This is a genomic window from Fulvivirga sp. M361 (assembly GCF_007097395.1).
GTDB lineage: Bacteria > Bacteroidota > Bacteroidia > Cytophagales > Cyclobacteriaceae > Fulvivirga.
The window spans coordinates 224,928-245,813 of record NZ_VKDC01000008.1; the positions used below are offsets into that span (position 1 = coordinate 224,928).

Annotated in this window: 9 protein-coding genes; 8 read left to right on the forward strand and 1 reads right to left on the reverse strand. The window is 45.3% G+C overall.

Features of this window, described 5'->3' with window-relative positions:
- Positions 1-114: 114 nt before the first annotated feature.
- The 8 genes from FNH22_RS11570 (at position 115) to FNH22_RS11600 (ending at position 14,963) form a co-directional block, all read left to right on the forward strand.
- Positions 115-1,020 carry a DUF1735 domain-containing protein gene (locus FNH22_RS11570; RefSeq protein ID WP_143398534.1) on the forward strand — a complete coding sequence of 302 codons (906 nt, stop codon included), beginning with the start codon at positions 115-117 and terminating at the stop codon, positions 1,018-1,020.
- Between the two features lie 101 nt (positions 1,021-1,121).
- The gene (locus FNH22_RS11575; RefSeq protein ID WP_185154190.1) at positions 1,122-5,273 is read left to right on the forward strand and encodes a two-component regulator propeller domain-containing protein; all 4,152 of its coding nucleotides are present in this window, start codon (positions 1,122-1,124) and stop codon (positions 5,271-5,273) included.
- A gap of 147 nt (positions 5,274-5,420) precedes the next feature.
- Positions 5,421-7,895 carry a glycoside hydrolase family 2 TIM barrel-domain containing protein gene (locus tag FNH22_RS11580; protein WP_143398536.1) on the forward strand — a complete coding sequence of 825 codons (2,475 nt, stop codon included), beginning with the start codon at positions 5,421-5,423 and terminating at the stop codon, positions 7,893-7,895.
- Between the two features lie 39 nt (positions 7,896-7,934).
- A complete protein-coding gene (locus FNH22_RS32645) occupies positions 7,935-8,060 on the forward strand; it encodes a hypothetical protein (protein WP_255518035.1) in 126 nt (41 codons plus the stop codon).
- A 12-nt stretch (positions 8,061-8,072) separates the two neighbouring features.
- A complete protein-coding gene (locus FNH22_RS11585) occupies positions 8,073-10,004 on the forward strand; it encodes a sulfatase-like hydrolase/transferase (RefSeq protein ID WP_143398537.1) in 1,932 nt (643 codons plus the stop codon).
- A 28-nt stretch (positions 10,005-10,032) separates the two neighbouring features.
- Entirely contained in the window at positions 10,033-12,882 is a 2,850-nt protein-coding gene (locus tag FNH22_RS11590; RefSeq protein WP_143398538.1) for a glycoside hydrolase family 2 protein, read from the forward strand.
- 60 nt (positions 12,883-12,942) lie between these two features.
- The gene (locus FNH22_RS11595; protein ID WP_143398539.1) at positions 12,943-14,460 is read left to right on the forward strand and encodes a hypothetical protein; all 1,518 of its coding nucleotides are present in this window, start codon (positions 12,943-12,945) and stop codon (positions 14,458-14,460) included.
- On the forward strand, positions 14,457-14,963 hold the full coding sequence (locus FNH22_RS11600) for a hypothetical protein (RefSeq protein WP_143398540.1): 507 nt from the start codon (positions 14,457-14,459) through the stop codon (positions 14,961-14,963). Before FNH22_RS11595 ends, FNH22_RS11600 begins: the two co-directional genes overlap by 4 nt.
- Before the next feature lie 716 nt (positions 14,964-15,679).
- On the opposite strand, the gene FNH22_RS11605 is transcribed toward FNH22_RS11600, so the two are convergent.
- Positions 15,680-20,530: a glycoside hydrolase family 2 protein gene (locus tag FNH22_RS11605; RefSeq protein WP_143398541.1), complete on the reverse strand. Its 4,851-nt coding sequence runs from the start codon at positions 20,528-20,530 to the stop codon at positions 15,680-15,682.
- Positions 20,531-20,886 lie beyond the last annotated feature (356 nt).

Genomic DNA, 20,886 nt, shown 5'->3' on the forward strand with positions numbered 1-20,886 from the left:
AGTTATTGGGTGTGAGGTTATTTTGTCTGTAGAATGCCTTGGTATTTTAATAACATCGTAACTAAATGTCTGTACAGAAGAAATTAAATGACAAAGTATTAAGTAATCAGAGATATGCTTTACAATAACCAGAGAATGTTTACGATCATCCTGTTAGCCATGGGAGCCTTGCTTGCCTCCTGTGGTTATGATGATTTTGTCGAGAACGAATTTGAATATACGGCAGTCTACTTGCCTAAGGCAGAAATAGCACGGACTTTCATAATGGATGAAGGGATGAAGATTGGTGTAGGTGTGGTGCTGGGTGGGAGATTGTCAAATGACAGAGACGTAGAGGTCACTTTTTCACTGGACTCGACAGCTACCGTGGATGCAGGGTATGCTGTGCTTCCGGAAAGTCACTACAGGCTGGAAGGGCCTGACGGACAGCCTGTAAGTAACACCATAATCGTGCCTGCCGGAAAAGTACAGGGGTTTGTATACATCAAGGCAGATTCGGCTATCTTTTTGTCAGACCCTGTTGCTCTTGGACATAATTATGCATTGAGTTTTCAACTGGAAGAAGTCATAGGAGCAGATTCGATATTGGCCGACCTCACCACGACCACCATTTCTTTCTCTTACATCAACCAGCTCTTTGGAAACTACGTGCAGCGCGGGCGGATCACCCGAATGGAAAAGGGTGATCCTGTTGAACCCGTCATATACCCCGGAGGTATAGATGACGTTATAGCGTTGACTATGCACGCTCCGGATACACTCATTGTAGAAGGTATTGGGGAATCGAGGCAGTCAGGTGATAAAATGAAGATAGCTATTGGCGATGACAATACGATTGACATTATCAGCTTTCCCGGGGCAACACCGGTTACGGATGACGGGGGATCCAGGGTGAACAGGATGGCCAGAGAGGTGATACTTAACTATACCTTTGAAGTCAACGATATCATCCATACGGCCAGAGATACACTTGACTTCAGGAACAGGGTGGTGGACGGAGTGAATCAGTTTAACCTGTAATCCGTGACAAAGTACAGGATCTGATCGTTGGATTGCTTTTTCCAGCGAGAATGATTAAGTTATCTTTCAATTTTGATGGATAAGTGGTTGAAATGAATGCGATGAGCCCGATACATAGTCCGAATGAATGTAATGACTTGTTTAAGATATACAAGGAACGGGTTCTGAAGTGCTGCTTATTAAAGCGGCATGTGGTATGGCTTTTCTGCCTTCAGGTTGTTTCCCAGGCTGCATTTTCTCAATACAGCCTGAATCATCTGTCCGTTAATGATGGGCTTACTCACAGTGACGTGGTGGCCATCGTACAGGATATATCCGGTATTATCTGGCTGGGTACTAATAACGGATTGAACCGGTACGACGGATATACGTTTCAGACCTTCAAGCATGATTTTGAAGATAGCCTCAGTTTGCCGAACAACCGGATGAAGGACTTATTTTGTGATTCCCGGAACAGGGTATGGATGGTTACAGAGAAGAACTTCATTTCCTACTATGAGTCAGAGACCGGCCGTTTTTGCAATATGTTAATTGGGAATAGCGAAAGCGAAGAAATAGAGCAGATCGTGGAAGACGACGAAGGCAATATATGGTATTGGACAACCCAGGGCCGTCTGAACAAAATAACGTGGACCGATGATGGGTATAATCTCACACACTTCTCAATGCCTTTGGAAGTCACCATTTTGGAAATCCTGGCTTTTGATTCAAAGGTCTGGATAGGTACAAAGGCCCATGGCCTGTGGCAACTTGAGACGGGTAATGGTAAGATCAGTAGAGTACATACCGGGCTTTTCAGGTCCGCGTATTCCATGGGGGTGTTGGACGATGTCCTGATCGTTGCTACAGATCGAGGATTATATAGGATGTCAGGCATGGCAGGTTGGGAAGCGTTATTTCTATGGGAGGACCGTTCTATTAGTGATATAGTGGTAGATTATCATAAGAATATCTGGGTCGGGGTATACGATGGGGGTGTAGTGCAGTTAAAAAGAAAGCAAGACGGCAAATATATCCTGGGGTATACCTATACTGTATCCAATCAACTTAGCACGAACAGAGTAAATGACCTGATGATAGATTCCTTCGATGTGCTATGGATAGGTACTTCCGGAGGTGGCGCATATTTTATTGATCTGCAAGCCAAACCATTCCAGGTCATTAACAATACCAATACCACAATTCCTGATAATTACGTCACAGCAATCCACGAGGACCATGACCAGCTTTGGGTCGGTACCCGTCACGGTCTTGCCAGGGTCAATGCGGCAGGAGAGGTTACTGTTTATGAGCCTGAGCGACATATATCGGCCCTCCACAGGGACCGTACCGGACAGCTTTGGATCGGTACCCGCTTCAATGGGCTCAGACTTTTACAAAAAGACGGGACGATACAGGAATTCTCCAGTAGGGGAAAACAGGGACTATGCAGTGACAAGGTGATAGGCATCAGTGAAGATGCCTTTGGAAGGTTATGGATAGCTACCTTCAATCAGGGAGTGACATTGATGGACATAGCTACGAAAAAGATACTGGCTTCCCTGAATGAGAACAACTACCTGCCTACTAATAATCTGACATACATATATTCCGATCCGCAAAATGCTCATGTGATATGGCTTGGAACACGGGATGCCGGATTACTGAAGCTTTCCTTTCCCGGGATTTCGAAGATGGCTGTGGAAAACTACCGGTTCAGTGTGACAGACAGGTCGTCGATCAGTTCCAATTATGTGTGGCCTGTTTTGAGGACCAGTAGCAATACCCTTTGGGTGGGCACCATTGGAGGGGGTCTAAATAAAGCCGTTGAAAGTCCCAGTGGTGTTGTATTTCAGCATTTTACAGAGAAAGACGGACTTGCAGACAATGACATCGAGTCTATACTGGAGGATAATTCAGGAAGCCTGTGGTTAGGAGGCAAGGGACTTGTAAGGTTTGATCCTAAAGACAGCAGCTTCGTGGCTTATGATGTGAATGACGGACTGCAGTCAAATTCTTTCAAAATAGGCGCGGCATTCAAAAATGATAAGGGACAGTTGTACTTTGGCGGGATCAACGGGCTGAATTACTTTGATCCTGAAAAGATCATCCCTAACCCTCACAAGCCGAAGGTGATCTTTGACGATCTTAAGATCTTCAACCGTTCGGTAAGTGTAGGGGAGCGTATCCATGACCGGGTATTGTTGCCTAAAAAACTCGACTACCTTCCTGAAATTACCCTGAAGGCTGCCGAAAATGAATTTACGATTGACCTGCTTGGGTTGCATTACGCCAATCCCGGTCAGAACAAATATGCCTACAAGCTGGAAGGGTACAGTCAGGATTGGGTTTATCAAAATGCGGACCAGCGTCGTGTAACATTTTCCAATCTTCGGGCAGGAAGCTACCGGTTCATGGCTAAAGTGTCTAATAGTGACGGTCAATGGAGTGAAAACCGCATTCTCCGGATCAACATCTTGCCACCCTGGTGGGCTACCTGGTGGGCGTTTTTCGCCTATTCCCTGCTCATCCTGGGACTGTTATACCTATACGGGTTTTTGATGAGACGCCAGTCTGCATTGCGGCATGATCTGGTGCTGGCAGAAAAGGAAAAGGACCTGAATAAGCAAAAAATAAGATTCTTCACTAATATATCACATGAGATCCGAACTCCTCTCACCCTTATCCATAGCCCGCTGGAAGAGATTATTGAAGAGGGCCCCGGAGTGATTGGTTTTTCAGAAAAACTGGGCCTTATCCAGAAAAACGTCAATCGCCTGCTGGCGCTTACCAATCAGCTTCTTAACTTCAGAAAAATGGAAAGTGGCAATATGGTCCTGCAGGTAGCTGAGGGGAACTTTATAAAATTTGCCCGTGAGATATGTCTGGCCTTTCAACATATGGCCCATGAAAAGAAGATCCGTTACAATTTTCAGATAGACAGAGAATCCACCCAACTGACCTTTGACCGGGATAAATTTGAGATCATTTTGACTAACCTGATATCGAACGCCATTAAATATACAAAAGCCGGCGGCAGGATTGATATACAAATGAGGTCCGTGGGGAATGATGCTGAAGAAGCAATTTTTGAAAAAATAAAAGGAAAGAACAGATTATCCAATCATTACCTCGAGATAGGCGTCAGGGATAACGGCATTGGCATGTCGAAAGAGGAGGTAGGCAAGATATTTGACCGCTTTTACCAGGTCGGGGGACTCGATACATTATCTATTCATGGCACGGGCATTGGCCTGGCTCTTGTAAAGGGGATCATCGACCTGCACAAAGGGGAGATTAAAGTAAAGAGTATAAGAGGCAAAGGCTCTGAATTTATAGTGAAGATACCCTTTGGCAGCGCCCACTTTGATAAGTTACTGCTTTTGAAGGATTTCAGAGATAGTGATGATCGTATTCACTACCCTTCGATGGAAGAGGAACCACAGATCATTGAGCATAAAAGTGAGCCTTCTGCCATAAAGCAGTGTGTCCTGATCGTTGAGGACAATAAAGATGTACTCACTTACCTGGGTAAGCATCTCAGACAGCGCTACAGGGTGGTATGCGCTGCTGATGGTAAGGAGGGCCTTAGCAAAGCACATCATTATCTGCCGGACCTTATCATCAGTGATGTAATGATGCCGGAGATGGATGGTCTGGAGATGCTTTCCGCCATAAAACGTGATCCGGACCTTTCCTTTATCCCTGTTATTCTGCTGACGGCAAGGACCGCCACAGTTTATGAGTTGGAAGGAGTAGGTATAGGAGCCCATGACTATATCACTAAACCGTTTAATATCCGAATATTGTTGGCCAAGGTAGCCAGTATATTAGCGACACGGGAAAACTTCAAGCGCTATTACGAAGCCCATATTCGTTTACAGCCCGTTACCGAAGCGATATTGCCTAATTCAGAGCAGAAATTCCTCGATGAGATCACCGGCCTGGTCATAGATAACCTTACCACTGATAATTTCTCCGTACAGATGATGGTAAGGGAAATGGGAATGAGCCAGTCCGCCTGCTATAAGAGAATAAAGGAGCTTACCGGTCGGTCTGCCGTTCAGTTTATCCGGGATATCAGGCTGAAGAGATCCGCAGAGTTACTCCTGACAGGTGAGTTGAATGTATCGGAAGTGGCCTACAGTGTAGGCATCAATGACTTGAAATATTACCGGGAGAAATTTAAGGAGCAATATGGGTGCAATCCAAGTGATTACCCTTCCGGTGATACGATGAATGACAAGGAACCGGTTCCTCATAAGCTTGAGTAGTATCGCACGGTTTTTTAGCTTTTTTATACAAAAACACTTGTCTGGACTCGGTGAAGGATTTACCCCTTAACACGTCTCAAAATCCCCCCCTGCTGTCACTAAGATTTGGCGTTCCTTTAGATCAGGTAATATTTAAAAACCATCAGTATGATAAAACACTCCGTAAGCCCCTATATAGTGGTCATTTTCTTAACGATGCTTGGCGGTTGTTCTGTGAACCCTATGCCGGTGAGTGAGCAAAAAGGACGCTATTCCTATGACTTTAACTTGAAATGGAAGTTTAACCTGGGTGATTTTCCCGGAGCTTCCGGCGTAGATTACCCGGATGAGGACTGGAGAATGCTGAACCTCCCTCATGACTGGAGCATTGAAGGAGACTATGACAGTCTTAACCCGGCAGGCCCGGCAGGAGGATTTCTGCCTGCGGGTATCGGATGGTACCGCAGGTACTTTGAATGGAATCCGGAATGGCAAAACAAGCGGGTGGTGATAGAATTTGATGGTGTCTATTGTAATTCCACTGTTTGGATCAACGGTGTTGAGTTAGGCATAAGACCCAATGGATACATAGGCTTTTCCTATGATCTGACCCCACATCTTCAACAAGGAAAGAACCTGCTTGCTGTACGTGTTGATCATTCCAAAGTGCCGAGTGGAAGATGGTATACTGGGTCCGGTATTTACAGGAATGTCAGACTTGCCGTCATGGAGCAGCTTTACATCCCCGCCGGAGGTTTATTCATACGTACGCCCGAAGTAGATAAGAAGTCAGCAGAAGTAGCAGTCGATCTTGAAGTGATCAACGAGGTTCCTGAAATGGATGAGATACGGATCATCTATACAATAACAGATCAGAATGGACGACACCAGGCGGATAACACCCAGGTGGTGGAGCTTGTACAAGGCGAAAACCAAACACAGACGATACTGGAACTGCCTGACCCGTTACTATGGTCACCGGATACTCCAAACCTGTACTACCTGACAGTGACGATTGCATCCGGAGGGAAAGTCTGGGATGAATACCAATCTTCTTTTGGTGTGCGGACTATTTCTTTCACCACTGAAAACGGTTTTTTACTCAATGGTGAAAAAACCATCCTGAAGGGAGTCTGTAACCATCATGATGCCGGGCCGGTAGGTGCCGCTGTGCCGGTGGATGTATTGCACCGAAGACTGAAGATCCTTAAAAACATGGGGTGTAACGCCATCCGAACATCTCATAACCCTTTTGCCCCGGAGTTTTATGCTCTGTGCGATTCCATGGGGTTTATGGTCATGAACGAAGCATTTGACGGATGGGAGGCGGAAAAGGCGGCGTTTGATTACGGACTGAATTTTGAGGAATGGTGGGACAAAGACCTGGAGGCCTTTATAAAAAGGGACCGTAACCACCCCAGCGTGATTATTTGGAGCATAGGCAATGAAGTAAAGAAGTATACTGATGCTACACAGCGTAAGCTGACAGGTTTTGTTAAAAAACTGGACAATACCCGGCCTATAACACAGGGAAGAGGATATAATGGCCCGGCAGTTGACCTGGCGGGATTCAATGGTCACGGAGAGTACAGGAACGGACTGAAGCATTTTCATGAGAAAAACCCCACAAAGCCCATAGTTGGGACGGAAATCACACACGGAATGCAGACCAGGGGGATCTATCGGACTAAAACACAGTACAGACGGAGAGATTATCCTGCGCCATGGGAGATAGGAAAGCCCTTTAGCGGGATAGCCAAAAAGGTCTTTCTCGTGGAAGATCTGACAGACGAAGAGCTATTTGCAGACATCAACCCCTTGTATCATTCCTCCTATGACAATTCCATCGTACGCATGAGTATTCGTGATTATTGGAGAGAAACCAAAGACCTGACGTATTTCATGGGTTCATTTCGCTGGACAGGCTTCGACTATCTTGGTGAGTCCTTTAGCTGGCCCGCCAGAACAATGAGTTTTGGGGTGATCGACCTGGCTGGCTTCCCGACAGATAGCTATTACCTTTATCAGAGTATATGGTCAGACAAACCTATGGCGCATATGCTTCCGCACTGGACCCATCCCGGTTTGGAAGGAGTGGAGATACCGGTGGTAGTTTATACCAACTGCACATCGGCAGAGCTGTTCCTTAATGGCAAATCTTTGGGTGAAAAGCCAATGACTGATGAATTAAGGATTATTTGGAAGGTGCCTTATAGCGCAGGAGAGTTGAAAGTAGTGGCTAAAACAGACGGTGAAGTGATGGCCACACAAACGTATCGAACAGCAAGAGAGCCTTATGCCATCGCCATTGATATGGACAGGAGCATACTTTCTGCCAATCATAAAGATGTAGTTCATGCAGAAATAACGATTGTAGATAGAAACGGAGTAGCAGTACCCGGTGCCGGTAACCTGCTGAACTTTGAGATTGAAGGCCCTGCAAGACTCATCGGAGTGGAAAACGGGGATATATTAGACCTGAGTCCGCACAAGGTGAGTTACAGAAAGACCTTCAATGGAAAGTGCCTGGCAATTATACAGTCCACGGGAGCTGACGGTGATTTCGAGTTGAAAGTCACTTCGGAAGGGCTGAAGAAAAGCAGTGTGAAGGTAAGGGTCAAACCCTCTCAAAAGCCAATCTAGTCACCGGATCTATTAACCAAATTATAAGAAGGTTGGAAAATGAAAAACATTAACTGGCAGGAAACAGAGAGAAAACGAAAGGCGCTAAGTAACTCATTGTTCATTATATCCCTGGTAATAACGGGGCTTATATTATTGATCATCTATCTGAGTTTTGTTATTTGATACTTTGACACAATGACCAGTCAACTATTTATCCGATCACTTTTTCTTGTTTTATTGCTTTCCGGGTGTTCCAGGCAGTGGCAAGAGAAGCCTAATATCATCCTTGTTGTGATTGATGATCTTGGTTATGCTGATCTTGGCTTTTTACCTCATGCGGCTTCTGATGTCAGCACACCTAATATTGACAGACTTGCTTCCACGTCTGTATTTTTTTCCCGGGCTTATGCTACATCACCGATATGCAGTCCTTCCAGAGCGGGTCTCATCACCGGTAAGTACCAGCAACGCTGGGGAAACTACTGGTATGGAGAAGGCGGGCTTCCCGAAAGTGAAAAAAAGCTCCCACAGTTACTGTCAGAACAGGGCTACTATACTGCCAAAATAGGGAAAACCCATATGAATGGCGGACCGGTGGAGCATCCACTTGACCATGGTTATCAGTATTTTATGGGTTTTATGGACCACACATGGGATTACCTCAGGCTCAGCGAAAAGGACGAAAAAGCCTATGGGCTCAAGAATGCGAAAAGGGCACACATAGGTGCACTAATCAAGAATAGAGATAAGGTTTCCTTTGAACAGGACTACACTACGGATATTTTCTCCAGGGAGACGGTCAGAGTCATAGAAGATCAGGACCAGCCGTTCTTTATTCACCTTTCCTATAACGCGGTACATCATCCTATTTATGTTGGTCACCCGGCATACCTGGAGAAGTATGGCTTACAGCAGTTCCCTTTTTGGGACCCTGCCCGGGAGACCTACGGGCAGTGGCACAAAAAATGGGGGCACCTTGGTGAGGTAGATTCGGATGGGAGAAAGCGCTACTTACTGCAATTAAATGTACTGGATGACGGTATCGGAAAAATCTGGCAGACCCTGGAAAGATCTGGGAAATCAGAAAATACGGTGATAGTTCTGGTTTCCGATAATGGTGGAACGATCAATACTTATGCCAATAATCAACCGCTTAGCGGTTATAAATACATGTTCGGTGAAGGGGGTATCAGGGTACCTATGATGTGGTATGTCCCGTCGATAAAGATGGGTCGGCAGGAAAACAAACAACTGGTTTCTGCCATGGACATTATGCCTACACTATTGGAACTGGCAGGTGCTGAAGTGCCTCCTGATCTCGATGGGAAAAGTCTGTTGAAAATATTGGAAGAACAGAAAGTGCCGGCACAGACAGTACATGACCGGCTTTTCTGGTCTGATGGTCGCGACCAATGGGTGGCGATGGACCGTAAATGGAAGCTGGCCCATAATATCGGGTGGACCCACTTGAACTACAAAACAGAACAGGGCCGGCAGTTGAGGGCTGATCCTTATGAATACGGCGGGGGCATACAGCTTTATGATCTTGAAAAAGATGAGGCGGAGAAAACGAATCTGGCTGCGCGGCATCCCGAGATCGTCACAGCACTGACCGATAGCTACTGGCGGTGGAGAAACAGCATGTCAGACCCAAAGACGGGCAAGGGTGAGTTGAAACCTTTGACTGGAGGGTATCCCCGTCAAAATACTTTGCCAGAGGGAATTGTTAATACCTATAGCAATAGTTCGCCGATCAACCACTATGCTGCCTGTGCATTTGACGGAGATCCTGCTACCTCATGGCAAAGTAAAAAGGGAAATGATGCGGCTATACTCCCCTACTTTATTGTGACCGCACTGGATCAAAAACGTCTGATACGGGGGCTTCGACTTTTTCCTAAGAAAGGTAAGAGGACGTCAGCGATAAAAAACTATAGCTGCTATACCTCTGAAAACGGTACGGACTGGCAGTTGATCACTCAGGGTTCATTTGAAAATGATACATTTCAGAAGCGAGTAACATTTCCGGAAAAAGTGGAAACGGCGTTTCTTAAATTTCAAATGGATGCCTTATATGAAGGTCCGGAGGCCACCGCTTTGTCTGAACTGGAGTGGTTGGTAGAATAAATATGATCTATGCAGAAATGGAGACATTATGACTTACAATAAAAATATAAAAATCAGTCTTCTACTGATGTTGATGGCCTTTGGATTGTCAGCACAAAACAGGATTTTTCTTTCAGGAAAAGATGCCGGCCATGCAGAGCTTTGGGATTTCAGGATATCTACAGGGCGAAACAGCGGATACTGGACTAAAATTCCGGTACCGTCCAATTGGGAGCTGCAGGGCTTTGGCTATTATACCTACGGTAAGGACCATAAACAGTATCGTGAGAACCCTGAAATAGGGTACTATAAAAAGGACTTCTTCCTGGAGAATGTACCTGGTAAACGTTACCGGCTGACTTTTGAGGGGGTGATGACGGATACTCATGTCAAAATAAATGGTAAAAAGGCCGGTATGGTCCATCAGGGTGGATTCACGCAATTCCAATATGAAATCACTGACCATATCAGAGCAGGCATGAATACCCTGGAGGTGGAAGTACATAAATCTTCGGCACATCCCAGTGTGCAAAGGTCGGAAAGGAAGGCAGATTATTGGCTGTTTGGAGGAATATACCGCCCCGTATATATCGATGCATTGCCTTTGGAATATACAGAACGTGTGGCCATTGATGCAAAAATGGATGGCGCTTTTCATGGGACAGTTCATGTCGATGGTGTAACAGGTGCTGTGCAGGTAGAGGCCAGGGTAATTTCATCCGATGGTAAGACGCTAGGTAAGCCTCTGACTGCCGTTGCTGACAAAGGAGATAGTCTTGTTATCATGACCGGCAAATTTTCAGGTATCAAACCATGGTCACATGAATACCCTAATTTGTACAAGCTGGTAGTGGAATTAAAAAAAGCAGGTAAGGTGGTCCACACGTATTCACAAAAGTTTGGCTTCCGCACATTTGAGGTGCGTGATAAGGATGGGTTCTACCTCAACGGCAGACGAATTTTACTCAAAGGAGCCAATATGCATAGTTTTCGTCCTGCTGGCGGACGTGCCCTGTCCCGTAAAGACATTGAGCAGAACTTCAGGTTACTGAAGGAGTTGAATTTCAATTGTGTGAGACCATGCCATTATCCTCCGGATGCTTATTTTTTCGATCTGTGCGATTCGCTGGGGCTGCTGGCTATGGATGAATTGCCGGGATGGAATGCGCCCCTGCAAACCGGTGTCGGTGCCACGATGGTGAAAGAATTGGTGGTTCGTGACGTTAACCACCCCAGTATTGTCCTTTGGGGTAATGGAAACCACGTGTCACATAATCCTGAATTGGATGAGCATTTTTTCAAATGGGATATCCAAAAACGCCGTCCACTGAAAAACGCAGCGAAAAAGGAGGATATCTTTAAAAACTATCGTCCCTCCTTTGATATTGTTGACACACGTTTTTATCCTTCCTACGATAACCTGATCGATCGTCTGAATGGCGAGCACATCGTTTTACCTAATGAAGCGCTTCATGCCCTCTATGATGGGGGCGGAGCGGCCAGTCTCAAAGATTACTGGGATGCCTTTAAAGCATCAAAGGTAGGCGGAGGGTTGATGATATGGGCTCTATTTGATGAATGTGTGGTACGTTCGGATGAAGGCTTCCGGCTGGATTGTCAACAAAATAAAGCACCAGACGGTCTTGTAGGGCCGAATGGGGAAAAAGAAGGCAGCTACTATGCTGTTAGGGAAATATGGTCGCCGGTCCAGGTAGACCCTATGGTGGCGGATAAGGGCTTTGATGGCACGCTTAGTGTCTCCAATGAATTTACGTTTGTGAATTTAAAAGAGTGCCGGTTCGAGGGTAGTTTGCTCCATTTTAGCACCCCTAATGCGGCGGCTATCGGGTACCGGGAACGCGGGGTTTCTGTGGTGGTGGACGATTTACCTGCAGGAGAAAAAGGAAAAATCAAGGTCAACCTCCCTCATGATTGGGAAAGCTATGATGCGCTCCGGCTCACCGTATGGGATAACCAGGGAAACGAGGTGGATACATGGACCTGGCCGATAGGTGTGCGCAAAGGCCTCGCTTCCTGCTTTGTTGGCACCTTAAAAAAGCAGCTTGTCCGGGACCCGGAAGATGCTTTTTCGGTAAAGGTTGGAAGTACAGTTTTTAAATTTGATGAGGCTACGGGAGCTCTTACAGAAGTAGTTACAGGAAATAAAAGATTCCCTGTAGGAGCGACACCCTTTTTAGTCTGTCATGCTGAAAATGATCTTGAGCCAACTGCCTTGCCAAAAGGTAAAGTGACGGTCCGTAAAAAGAACGACGCCATTGTAATAGAAAGCAGTCACATCAACGGTTTTGACCACCTTAAGTGGACGGTCAGGCCCGAAGGGTATCTCACACTTGATTATGCCTACACCTTGCCCAGGGGAGAATACTATTATGCCGGCATAGGGCTTAGACTTCAAAACGAGGATGTTCTTGGGAAGCGTTGGCTTGGGGAAGGTCCGGCAAGGATATGGAAAAACAGGATGGAAGGCGGAGAATTGAATGTGTGGGATCAGGCAAAGAAATTAAATGTCCCCGGAGAGGTCTACGACCCTCCTGCATTTGAAGGCTGTTTTGCACCTTGGTATTGGAGTATATTCAGGCTTACAGGTAACCGTACCCTGGGGCTTTCCACAAATTCCGAGGGGCTGGTACTGGGGGTATCCACACCGGTAAATGGAAAAGATCCAAAGTTTGCCACCTGGCAGTATCCTGAGGAGGAAGGTATATATATCTTCAATTACATTTCTCCGGTGGGTGCCAAATGGAGAGGAGCACGTGAGTTTGGTCCTTCCGGCCAGCTCAACCGGATAGATGGGACCTGCACAGGTTCGATAAATCTTTATTTTGACTGGAACCAGGCTGATCTGACTACAGAAAAGTTTGAGGTCGAAATTGAATAGGTGGAGGTTTCCTGATGATCACCCCGGTGTACGAAACATAAGACAAAACATAACACTATAATGAAATACACAAGGTTGGTCATGCTACTTACTTTTTGGCTTTTGTCCTGTTCGGATAACAGGCTTTCCCGATTGGAATTTACCTGTGGAAATGCAAGCGCTTTTACAAAAGGTGACCAACTGGTCCTGTCGACTGGTCTGGTGGAAAGAGTTTATAAAATTACAGACTACGGACTGACTACCATACAACTAAGTAATGGTTTGTCATCCGGGGAATGGGTCAATTCGGACAGAGGTTTGTGCGATTGGGCGATAGGGGAGAATGTGCGGGGCAACTTGCTTTCGCTAAGAGCACGGGTATCTGATGATGAAAGGTTTACTAACGAGCACATTTTAGTGGAGGCGGAGTTTGAGTACCCGGAAAAATTTATGATCATTAAATACATTGCATGGGTCTATCCTGACGCTTTGGGTTTAAGAACACAACTTCAGATAAAAGCTATGCCGGGTTATTCTGCACGGAGTGAAAGATTTTCTGCTGATGTTACGGAAACACTGGAGTTGTCTGAAATGCCGGATGAGATGATAGCATTTGGACTGATGCAGGGAATAAAGACTAACATGACCGAAAGCCTGCTCACCGAACGCAGCCTGGAGCTTAAAGATCAAAAAATTAACTGGGCCAGCGGTATGGTCCTGTCCGGTGATGATGACGGCATAGTATTGATCAAGGAATCCAATAAATCTACCAGCCTGAAGAGTGAAGGGGACGTGGCGACAGGTGATTTTGAGATAAAAAAGCAAAAAATCAGTACGTCAGGAGCAGGTATGTTCCCCTCTGATCTGAAAGAGGATGAATATACCAGCATGTGGGCCAATTGGATCGTACTTTATGCCGGAGATCGTGACGATGCCAACCTTGCCTTGAAGCAGTTTGACAGATTAAGATACCCTGTGCATCCTGACCGCGATGTATTTATAATGGCCAATACCTGGGGTAGCGAGGATATGCCAACAGAATGTATTGCCGCAGCAAGAGAAGAAAATGTGTTAAAGGAGATAGAAAGTGTGGCTGACCTGGGGATAGATATATTGCAGATCGACGAAGGCTGGCAGAACAATGAATGGCTGCCTGCAAAGCATTCACGCGAGTTTCAACGGCTAAAATTCATCCAACGCGACTACCCGGTTTACCCACAGGGATGGAGAAAAGTACGTAAAAAAGCAGATTCTCTGGATGTGGAACTAGGGCTATGGGCGGCATGGACGATTCCCGAAGATAAGCTCAAGGTCAACTATGACAGTGGCAACTTCGCCTCCTTCAAACTTGATTTTGCCCATCTTAACTCCGCTGGAAAGCGGGATGATCTCATGAAAAAGGCCAGGAACCTTATAAAATATTCCGGCTATAACACCATAGTCAACTGGGATGTAACAGAGATAGCGCCCAGGGCCGGATATTTTTATGGACGGGAGTATGGAAATATTTACCTGGAAAACAGAAAGATCAATACCGCGAGGGAAAACGTAATGTATGTACCTTATAAAGTGATGCGTGGCAGCTTTCCAAATATGTGAACCTCAATAAATTTCAAATTACCGTTCAAAATATCGACATGACCGGTGATAAGACCAAAACAGATGCTCACCTTCACAATCATCCCTACGTTGTGGCCATAACTCTCATGGGCAGTCCTATCTTTTTCCAGGAGACACATTATTATACAAAGGAAGCACGAGCAAAGATCAAACCATTGCTGGCCACATATAAAAAACATCGGGCGGAGATGTACCAGGGATATGTTTTTCCGATGGGTGATGAGCCAGATAATAGCCAATGGACAGGATTCCAAAACCATCATTTGGAAAAAAACACCGGCTACCTGTTAATTTTCAGGGAACTGAACAACCATGAGGTATCGAAAGAGGTTGCGCTTAAACACGTAAGAGCTGCTGAGATAAGACTGACCGATCTTATGACCAATGAGAAACGAGTAGTGAGAATGAACGGAAGCAATGTTGTATTTGACATAGACGAACCCGCGGATTACAGGTTTTTCAGGTATGAAGTGTTGGATTAAACCTGATGGCATCGCAATTGGGTATATTTATTCGGATAAATGAATTTCCTGCTGCTGACATTTATGGCTTCAGTCTAAGTTACCTGGCTTTTAAAAATAGTGGATGATTAGATTAGGCTTTCTTTTAGATTAAGAATTTGAAAACGATTGATTTATGAGTTAGGGTAAGCAAGACAGTTTTTTACCCTGTCTTTCCATATGGCAATTGGAAATTGAGAATCCGAAACAATACCACCTAAAAAGACGAAGTCGCCACAGGTTCAGTGATGAGGAAATTACTTCACCGCTGCGTACAAAGCCTTAGACTGACGTAATAGCGATCTCTGTTATGAGTAGTCGCTCAGGCTCTAAAACCTTTTGAAAACCTCACAAGGATAGTTGTATGATCGCTTTAAAGCAGGTTCAAAACGAGTTTGTCTCACAAAAGAACCCACACCAGCTAAGCCAGTGCGGGTCGCCACTAATCAAACCTTGTATTATTATCTTCTCAGTTCCTTATCACACATATTTTGACACCATTTTGTTTTCAGTTTACCGTAAAACCATACGTACTCATCCCATTGTCGTCGGCAGTCTATAAGTAGTTGAAACTAAATCATAAGGAACCATTTGCTTATTGCTCTTTGCCTGCGGCTAGTTTATCAGGGATCCCCTTGTCCTGAAGAAAGTGTTCATTACATTATCTTTCAATTCATCGTTTCACACATTACGTGACATTAGTGATCAGTTACCATCATTTTTGCAAATAGAAGCAGGTCGTCAGAGTAGATCCTGACCACATACACCCCTGGAGACATGTTGGAGTAGGATAGCCGAAAGGAAAGAGGGTTGACTCCTTGTTTAGCTTCAACCGATTTTATGAAATTTCCACCGAAGCCGTATATCTCGGCCGTGCCATGATCAGAATCCAGTCCATTGATCAGGATATTAAATTCTTTGAGGTGAGTATCTTTCCAAACCATTACCTTATTTTTTTTCAATGGAAACAAGGTATTATCCAGGCCAGTGATAACGGCAGAAGTAAATACCTTCAAAGTAACAGTGTCCATAGGCATAAGAAAGCCTATTTGGGTAGAGTCCCCGCTGAAAGTACCTGATACACCGGACAGCTCCAGTGAAGTGATCACAAAGTCAGTAGCGTTACCTTTATTCAGTACAACTTCCAACGAGTCTCCAGTTACCACAAGGTCCCCACTGTTTACCATCACCCCGTCATTTATTGCTTCAATTGATCCGCCACCTGTCAGGTCAAAATAAAACGGGTAAGCGAAAGTTTCTGTAATCACCTGTACGTTTACATCATTTTCAGGCATCTCAAAAGAGAACGTCGTCGTAGGCTGAAATACATCAGGTATTCCGGTCACGGTGATACTGTTGATCCTTTGATTTTCGGCATTAATGTCAATATCGAAAAATAGGGAGTCACCCGGGAAAACAAAGTTTCCTGATGGAACGATTGTATGGTCTTTTAGCCGGGCAGTGAGTATACCTGCTTCCACAATTCCATACAATACCGTATACTTTGAGGTCAGTAGAATATCCATAGCTACCGGGTTATCCGGCATGATAAAACTGATTTCAGACCGCTCTTCATTGAGAATGCCTGTAACTCCTGAGACTTCCAGTGAGCGAAGTCCGTAGTTCATCGTTATACCATTGATTTTCACTGTGACCGTGTCTTTGTACTTTATAAGATCCCCTATGTTAACCTGTTGCCCATTCACTATTACCTGGGTGGATCCGTTTCCTGTCAGATTAACGGTTAGCGGGTTTGACGGTAGCCCGACTTTATCATAGTGTGCATTGAAAAATTTATTGGCAGAAACACTAGCTGCCGGATTGAAATCTTCAGAGACCATATAGTCTAAAAAGCGTCCGAAAATATGCATGGCGTCCACATCACCGGGATCTAACGTAAAGCCTGTGCCAAGTAGTTTTCCACTTTCAATGTGGGTTTGATAAAGATAGCTCCATATTCTGATGAGAGACTTGTTGACTCGTGGAATTCCTTCCACACACGATTCAATTTCCGTCTCTGTGAATTTGGTGCTCATGTCTGCGGCACTTGATTTCCACAGCAGATTCGAGAAGGCATTGTCCATAAACGGAAGCGAATCGGCGACAATAGGAAAATTACTTCCGAAAGGCGCTTTGTTGGTCACAGGGAGTCCAAAAATATCTTTGCTTCCTGTTCCGTATCCGCTGGCCAACAAATAGGTGGCATACTTGACCGGAACGCGTGAAGCATCCCTGCCTTTTTCCCAGATAATTTCCTCAAACAGGCCCTTGGACATTAAGAATACTTTTTTACCGGTTCTAAGAGAGCTTTTGACCAGGGGAGTCAGGCCGGCGCTGACAATCACCCCGTTCGCATCGATTAACGCCGTATCACTGACAATTCGGGCGTTGGGGAAGTAACGTGTGAACTCCGTCACCAGATCAGTGGATACATCCGCCGTGAAGAAGACCTTTTTGTCGTATGAATCGAGGTTGGGGTAAAGCATGTAAAACCAGTCATTTGTATAGGCTTTTCCTTCAAAGTCCATGCTCACCTTAAACTGTAATCGTTTCATTGTTGTCACTTGGGGCAGGGTAGCGGTAATGTCAGCAGCTGACCGTCTGCCATTCTCCACATTCATAACTTCACTGCCCGATGCGATGACTGTTCCCGTCGGATATTCGGCCAATTGCCAGTTGACAGTTTTACCGGCAATATTCACTCCTGAAGTATTGTGTATTTCGAATGATCCGGTGAATAAGGAGTCTGCGTACAAAACCCTTTTTCTGAGATTTACTTCTTTGGTGCCAAATCTTGAGTTATCACCCTGATTGTCTGTAGCTACATCATGACGGTTCATAAAAATGATGTCGCCGTTGTATTTTTGAAGTTGTTCAGCAGAAGCTCCTTTGCTGTCACCAAAATTATCCAGCATCCCCATGATGTATTCGGAGTCAGTCCCCTGCCATAAACTGTATCCATCTGCGTTTCTTTTTTTCTGACGGAAGAATTCAACGCTGGCCTTTCGGTTGATCTCCTGGAAAGCGCGGGATACTTTTACCCAATTTTCATACCTGTTGGTAAATCTTGAATTTATACCGTTCAGGATACGATCATAATACCACATGTTTCCTGATGGGTGGTAGGCCGTATACCTGCCCTGGTTGGCCACATTTGGAAATGATGAACTGTGGCAGTATTCATGTCTGAAATAGGGTTTGTCACTATAGTCTTTATTGCTTTCAATGATATGGCTGTTATTAACGGTAAGGGCTTGTTCGTGATGCGCAGATCCTGAGAAAAGAGCATTGGCCCCCAGCGTGTCATACATTTGCCTGAGCCGGGGTACGAGCGCCTGACCACCGGCCTCATTACCCATCATATAAAGAAACATCGAAGGATGGTTCATGGTCCGTCTTACCACCTTCTCCATTTTGCTGAACCGGGTGGAGTGATTAAGGGTATAACCACCGCTGGAGGTCCATTGTCCCATCATGGTCATCCCTACTTGTACTAATACACCAATGCTGTCAGCTACTTCGAGGTACTCTTCATTCGGCACCATACTATGATGCCTGACCTGGTTGAAGCCTGCTTCCTTCATGGCGGTGATGGTCTTTATATAAAAAGCTTTGTCAGTAGGAGGGGAAGCGGTTTCGGGAAAGACGTTTAACTCTCCATATCCCCTAATGTAAAGTTCTTCACCATTGAGAAAGATTTTTTGACCACTGGATTCAAAGTTACGAAAACCAATTTTTGTTTCATAACTATCCAATACAACGTCGCTCTCAAGCTCCAGCTCTACACGGTACAGGTTAGGGGTGTCCGGTGACCAGGGTTCTAAAAGCTGAGAAGATACAGCGTCCCATTTGATGGTATGGACTCCGCTGGTGGCCAATTGTATGGGCCGGGTAAAGGTCTCTATAACGCTGCCCTCACTTGTCTTCAACATCAGCTTAAGGTTACCGTCAAACGAACCAGCGGTCATGTTGTTGACCTCCAGGTTCATATTCATACTTTTTCCCGCATAGCTGGTGCCAATGTTCACCCGATTCAGTATTACCTTACCGGTGGTTTCTACTTCTACATCGCGATAAATACCACTCCAATAAGTGTTTTTGTTGAAATGACCGCCTAATATCCGCGATACTATATTCTCTTCCACTTTAACGATCACCGTATTCACTTCTCCGGCGCCGTTCACTGCATCCGTTATGTCCAGTTTGAAAGGTACGTTGGGAAGTTTGTGGCTGCCTACCTGTATACCGTTTAAGAATACCTTGCAGGAAGGGTGTACTGCTCCAAATTCAAGCCAGATACGTTTATCGGGATCAACAGTATTTAAAATGAATTCTTTTTTAAGCCAGGAATTCCTTAGATCTTTTGTTTGTGCCGTTACATCCTTCCATCGCACACTTCTGTAAAAGTCCTGTTTCAGCCCACTTGCCTGTATCGAAGCAGGCACTTTGACGGTTTCAGGGAAGGACACCTTACCCGGGACATACCATTCTTCCAACTCTCCGGTAGCGGTAAGGGCCTCGTCAAGATGGTCCCAGTCACCTCTTAGTGAGATCACCTGGCGGTGGGGGGACGGAAAGCGTTCATTGACATAAGCAGATTCATATTTAGGTACCGTGTTGATCGGTGGTCCGGTGGCATCCTGTTTAGAGGAAAACCAGCCCAGGTTGTCAATGATAATAGGCTTGACTTTAGCAGAGATAATGATTTCGACTTTCCCGGGAAGGTCACCCAGGTCGGAAGTGAAGGTCTTAAAGCCATCAACGGTCGTGTTACCTGCGATTTCCGATGTACCTAGGGCCAGGGTGGTACCATAATCCACGGATCGTAATGAAACTTCAAAGTAGCCTGCCCGGTTGTCAAATGCTTTCGAAAACTCAAAGGATACGTGCCTTGCGCCTTCGGGTACCACGCCGACAAGTCTGGCATCATCCTGTCCACGCATCATCAGGCTTTTTCCTTCTGCGCCATACGCCTGCCCGTCCCGGCAATGTGAGTAGGTCCATTTAATGCCATTGTCACCGGTGAAGGAACCATTCACGTTGGTTGCGCCTGCACTGATGTTGAGCGAGGAGAAGGTTTCCAGTTGACTAGCAGCCAGAAAGCGCATTTCAGCGAACGAGAGACTGGATGCTGCTGTGGTATATTCAATACGGATAAAAGGGTAGTACACATCGTTTGGGAAAGTGACCTTGGTGCGCTTACTGCCGGATAGGGCCAGGTCGGGATTGGTGTGAATAGGATCAAATGTAAGACTATCGACAGATCCCGAAACGGTAACTGATATCGTATTGCCGGTGGCTTGATTATTTGTGATCATATAACCGTTAACCGGCAGGTCCATACTCTCACCAGGTTTTACCACCAACCAGGCCGTATTTTGGTCAACGTTCCAGGTAGATTGGATATCGTTATCAAAAAGATTATCCAGGTTCACGTCATCTTCAGATCCGTAGATAGTAAAGTGACGGTCCGAAATGATCACCTGACCATAGGAGGAACTACACAACAACAGAAGGGGTATTATTACCTCAAAGTAGATTTTTTTCATAATGGATTTGATCTTGTGATAAGGGTTATAATAAATCTAAACAATGAAAATGTGGCTGAACAGGGGGTGATTTACATAGCAGATTATACCCCCTGGGAAAAACCAGAATGACCATCGGTTGTCGATAATCCTTGCTGTAATATCGGGTAGTGAGTAGGTGTGTTAGTGCCACACTCCGGATAAACTTACTGGTATTACAGTAATCGTTTAGCTAAGCTGTGCAGGCTTAGCCTTTCAGGTATGAATAAAAGCAGCTTTTCGTTCTTGCTTTTGCGAAATCTTTGTCAACCTATGAAGTTGAGCATCTATTATTTGCTGTTGTTGTGATGTTCTGATTTATAACAACAAATTGTTTT

Bases quoted from the DNA above. Each gene is read 5' to 3' on its own strand.
- FNH22_RS11570 (WP_143398534.1), top strand. From the start codon at position 115: ATGCTTTACAATAACCAGAGAATGTTTACGATCATCCTGTTAGCCATG.
- FNH22_RS11575 (WP_185154190.1), top strand. From the start codon at position 1,122: ATGAGCCCGATACATAGTCCGAATGAATGTAATGACTTGTTTAAGATA.
- FNH22_RS11580 (WP_143398536.1), top strand. From the start codon at position 5,421: ATGATAAAACACTCCGTAAGCCCCTATATAGTGGTCATTTTCTTAACG.
- FNH22_RS32645 (WP_255518035.1), top strand. From the start codon at position 7,935: ATGAAAAACATTAACTGGCAGGAAACAGAGAGAAAACGAAAGGCGCTA.
- FNH22_RS11585 (WP_143398537.1), top strand. From the start codon at position 8,073: ATGACCAGTCAACTATTTATCCGATCACTTTTTCTTGTTTTATTGCTT.
- FNH22_RS11590 (WP_143398538.1), top strand. From the start codon at position 10,033: ATGACTTACAATAAAAATATAAAAATCAGTCTTCTACTGATGTTGATG.
- FNH22_RS11595 (WP_143398539.1), top strand. From the start codon at position 12,943: ATGAAATACACAAGGTTGGTCATGCTACTTACTTTTTGGCTTTTGTCC.
- FNH22_RS11605 (WP_143398541.1), bottom strand. From the start codon at position 20,530: ATGAAAAAAATCTACTTTGAGGTAATAATACCCCTTCTGTTGTTGTGT.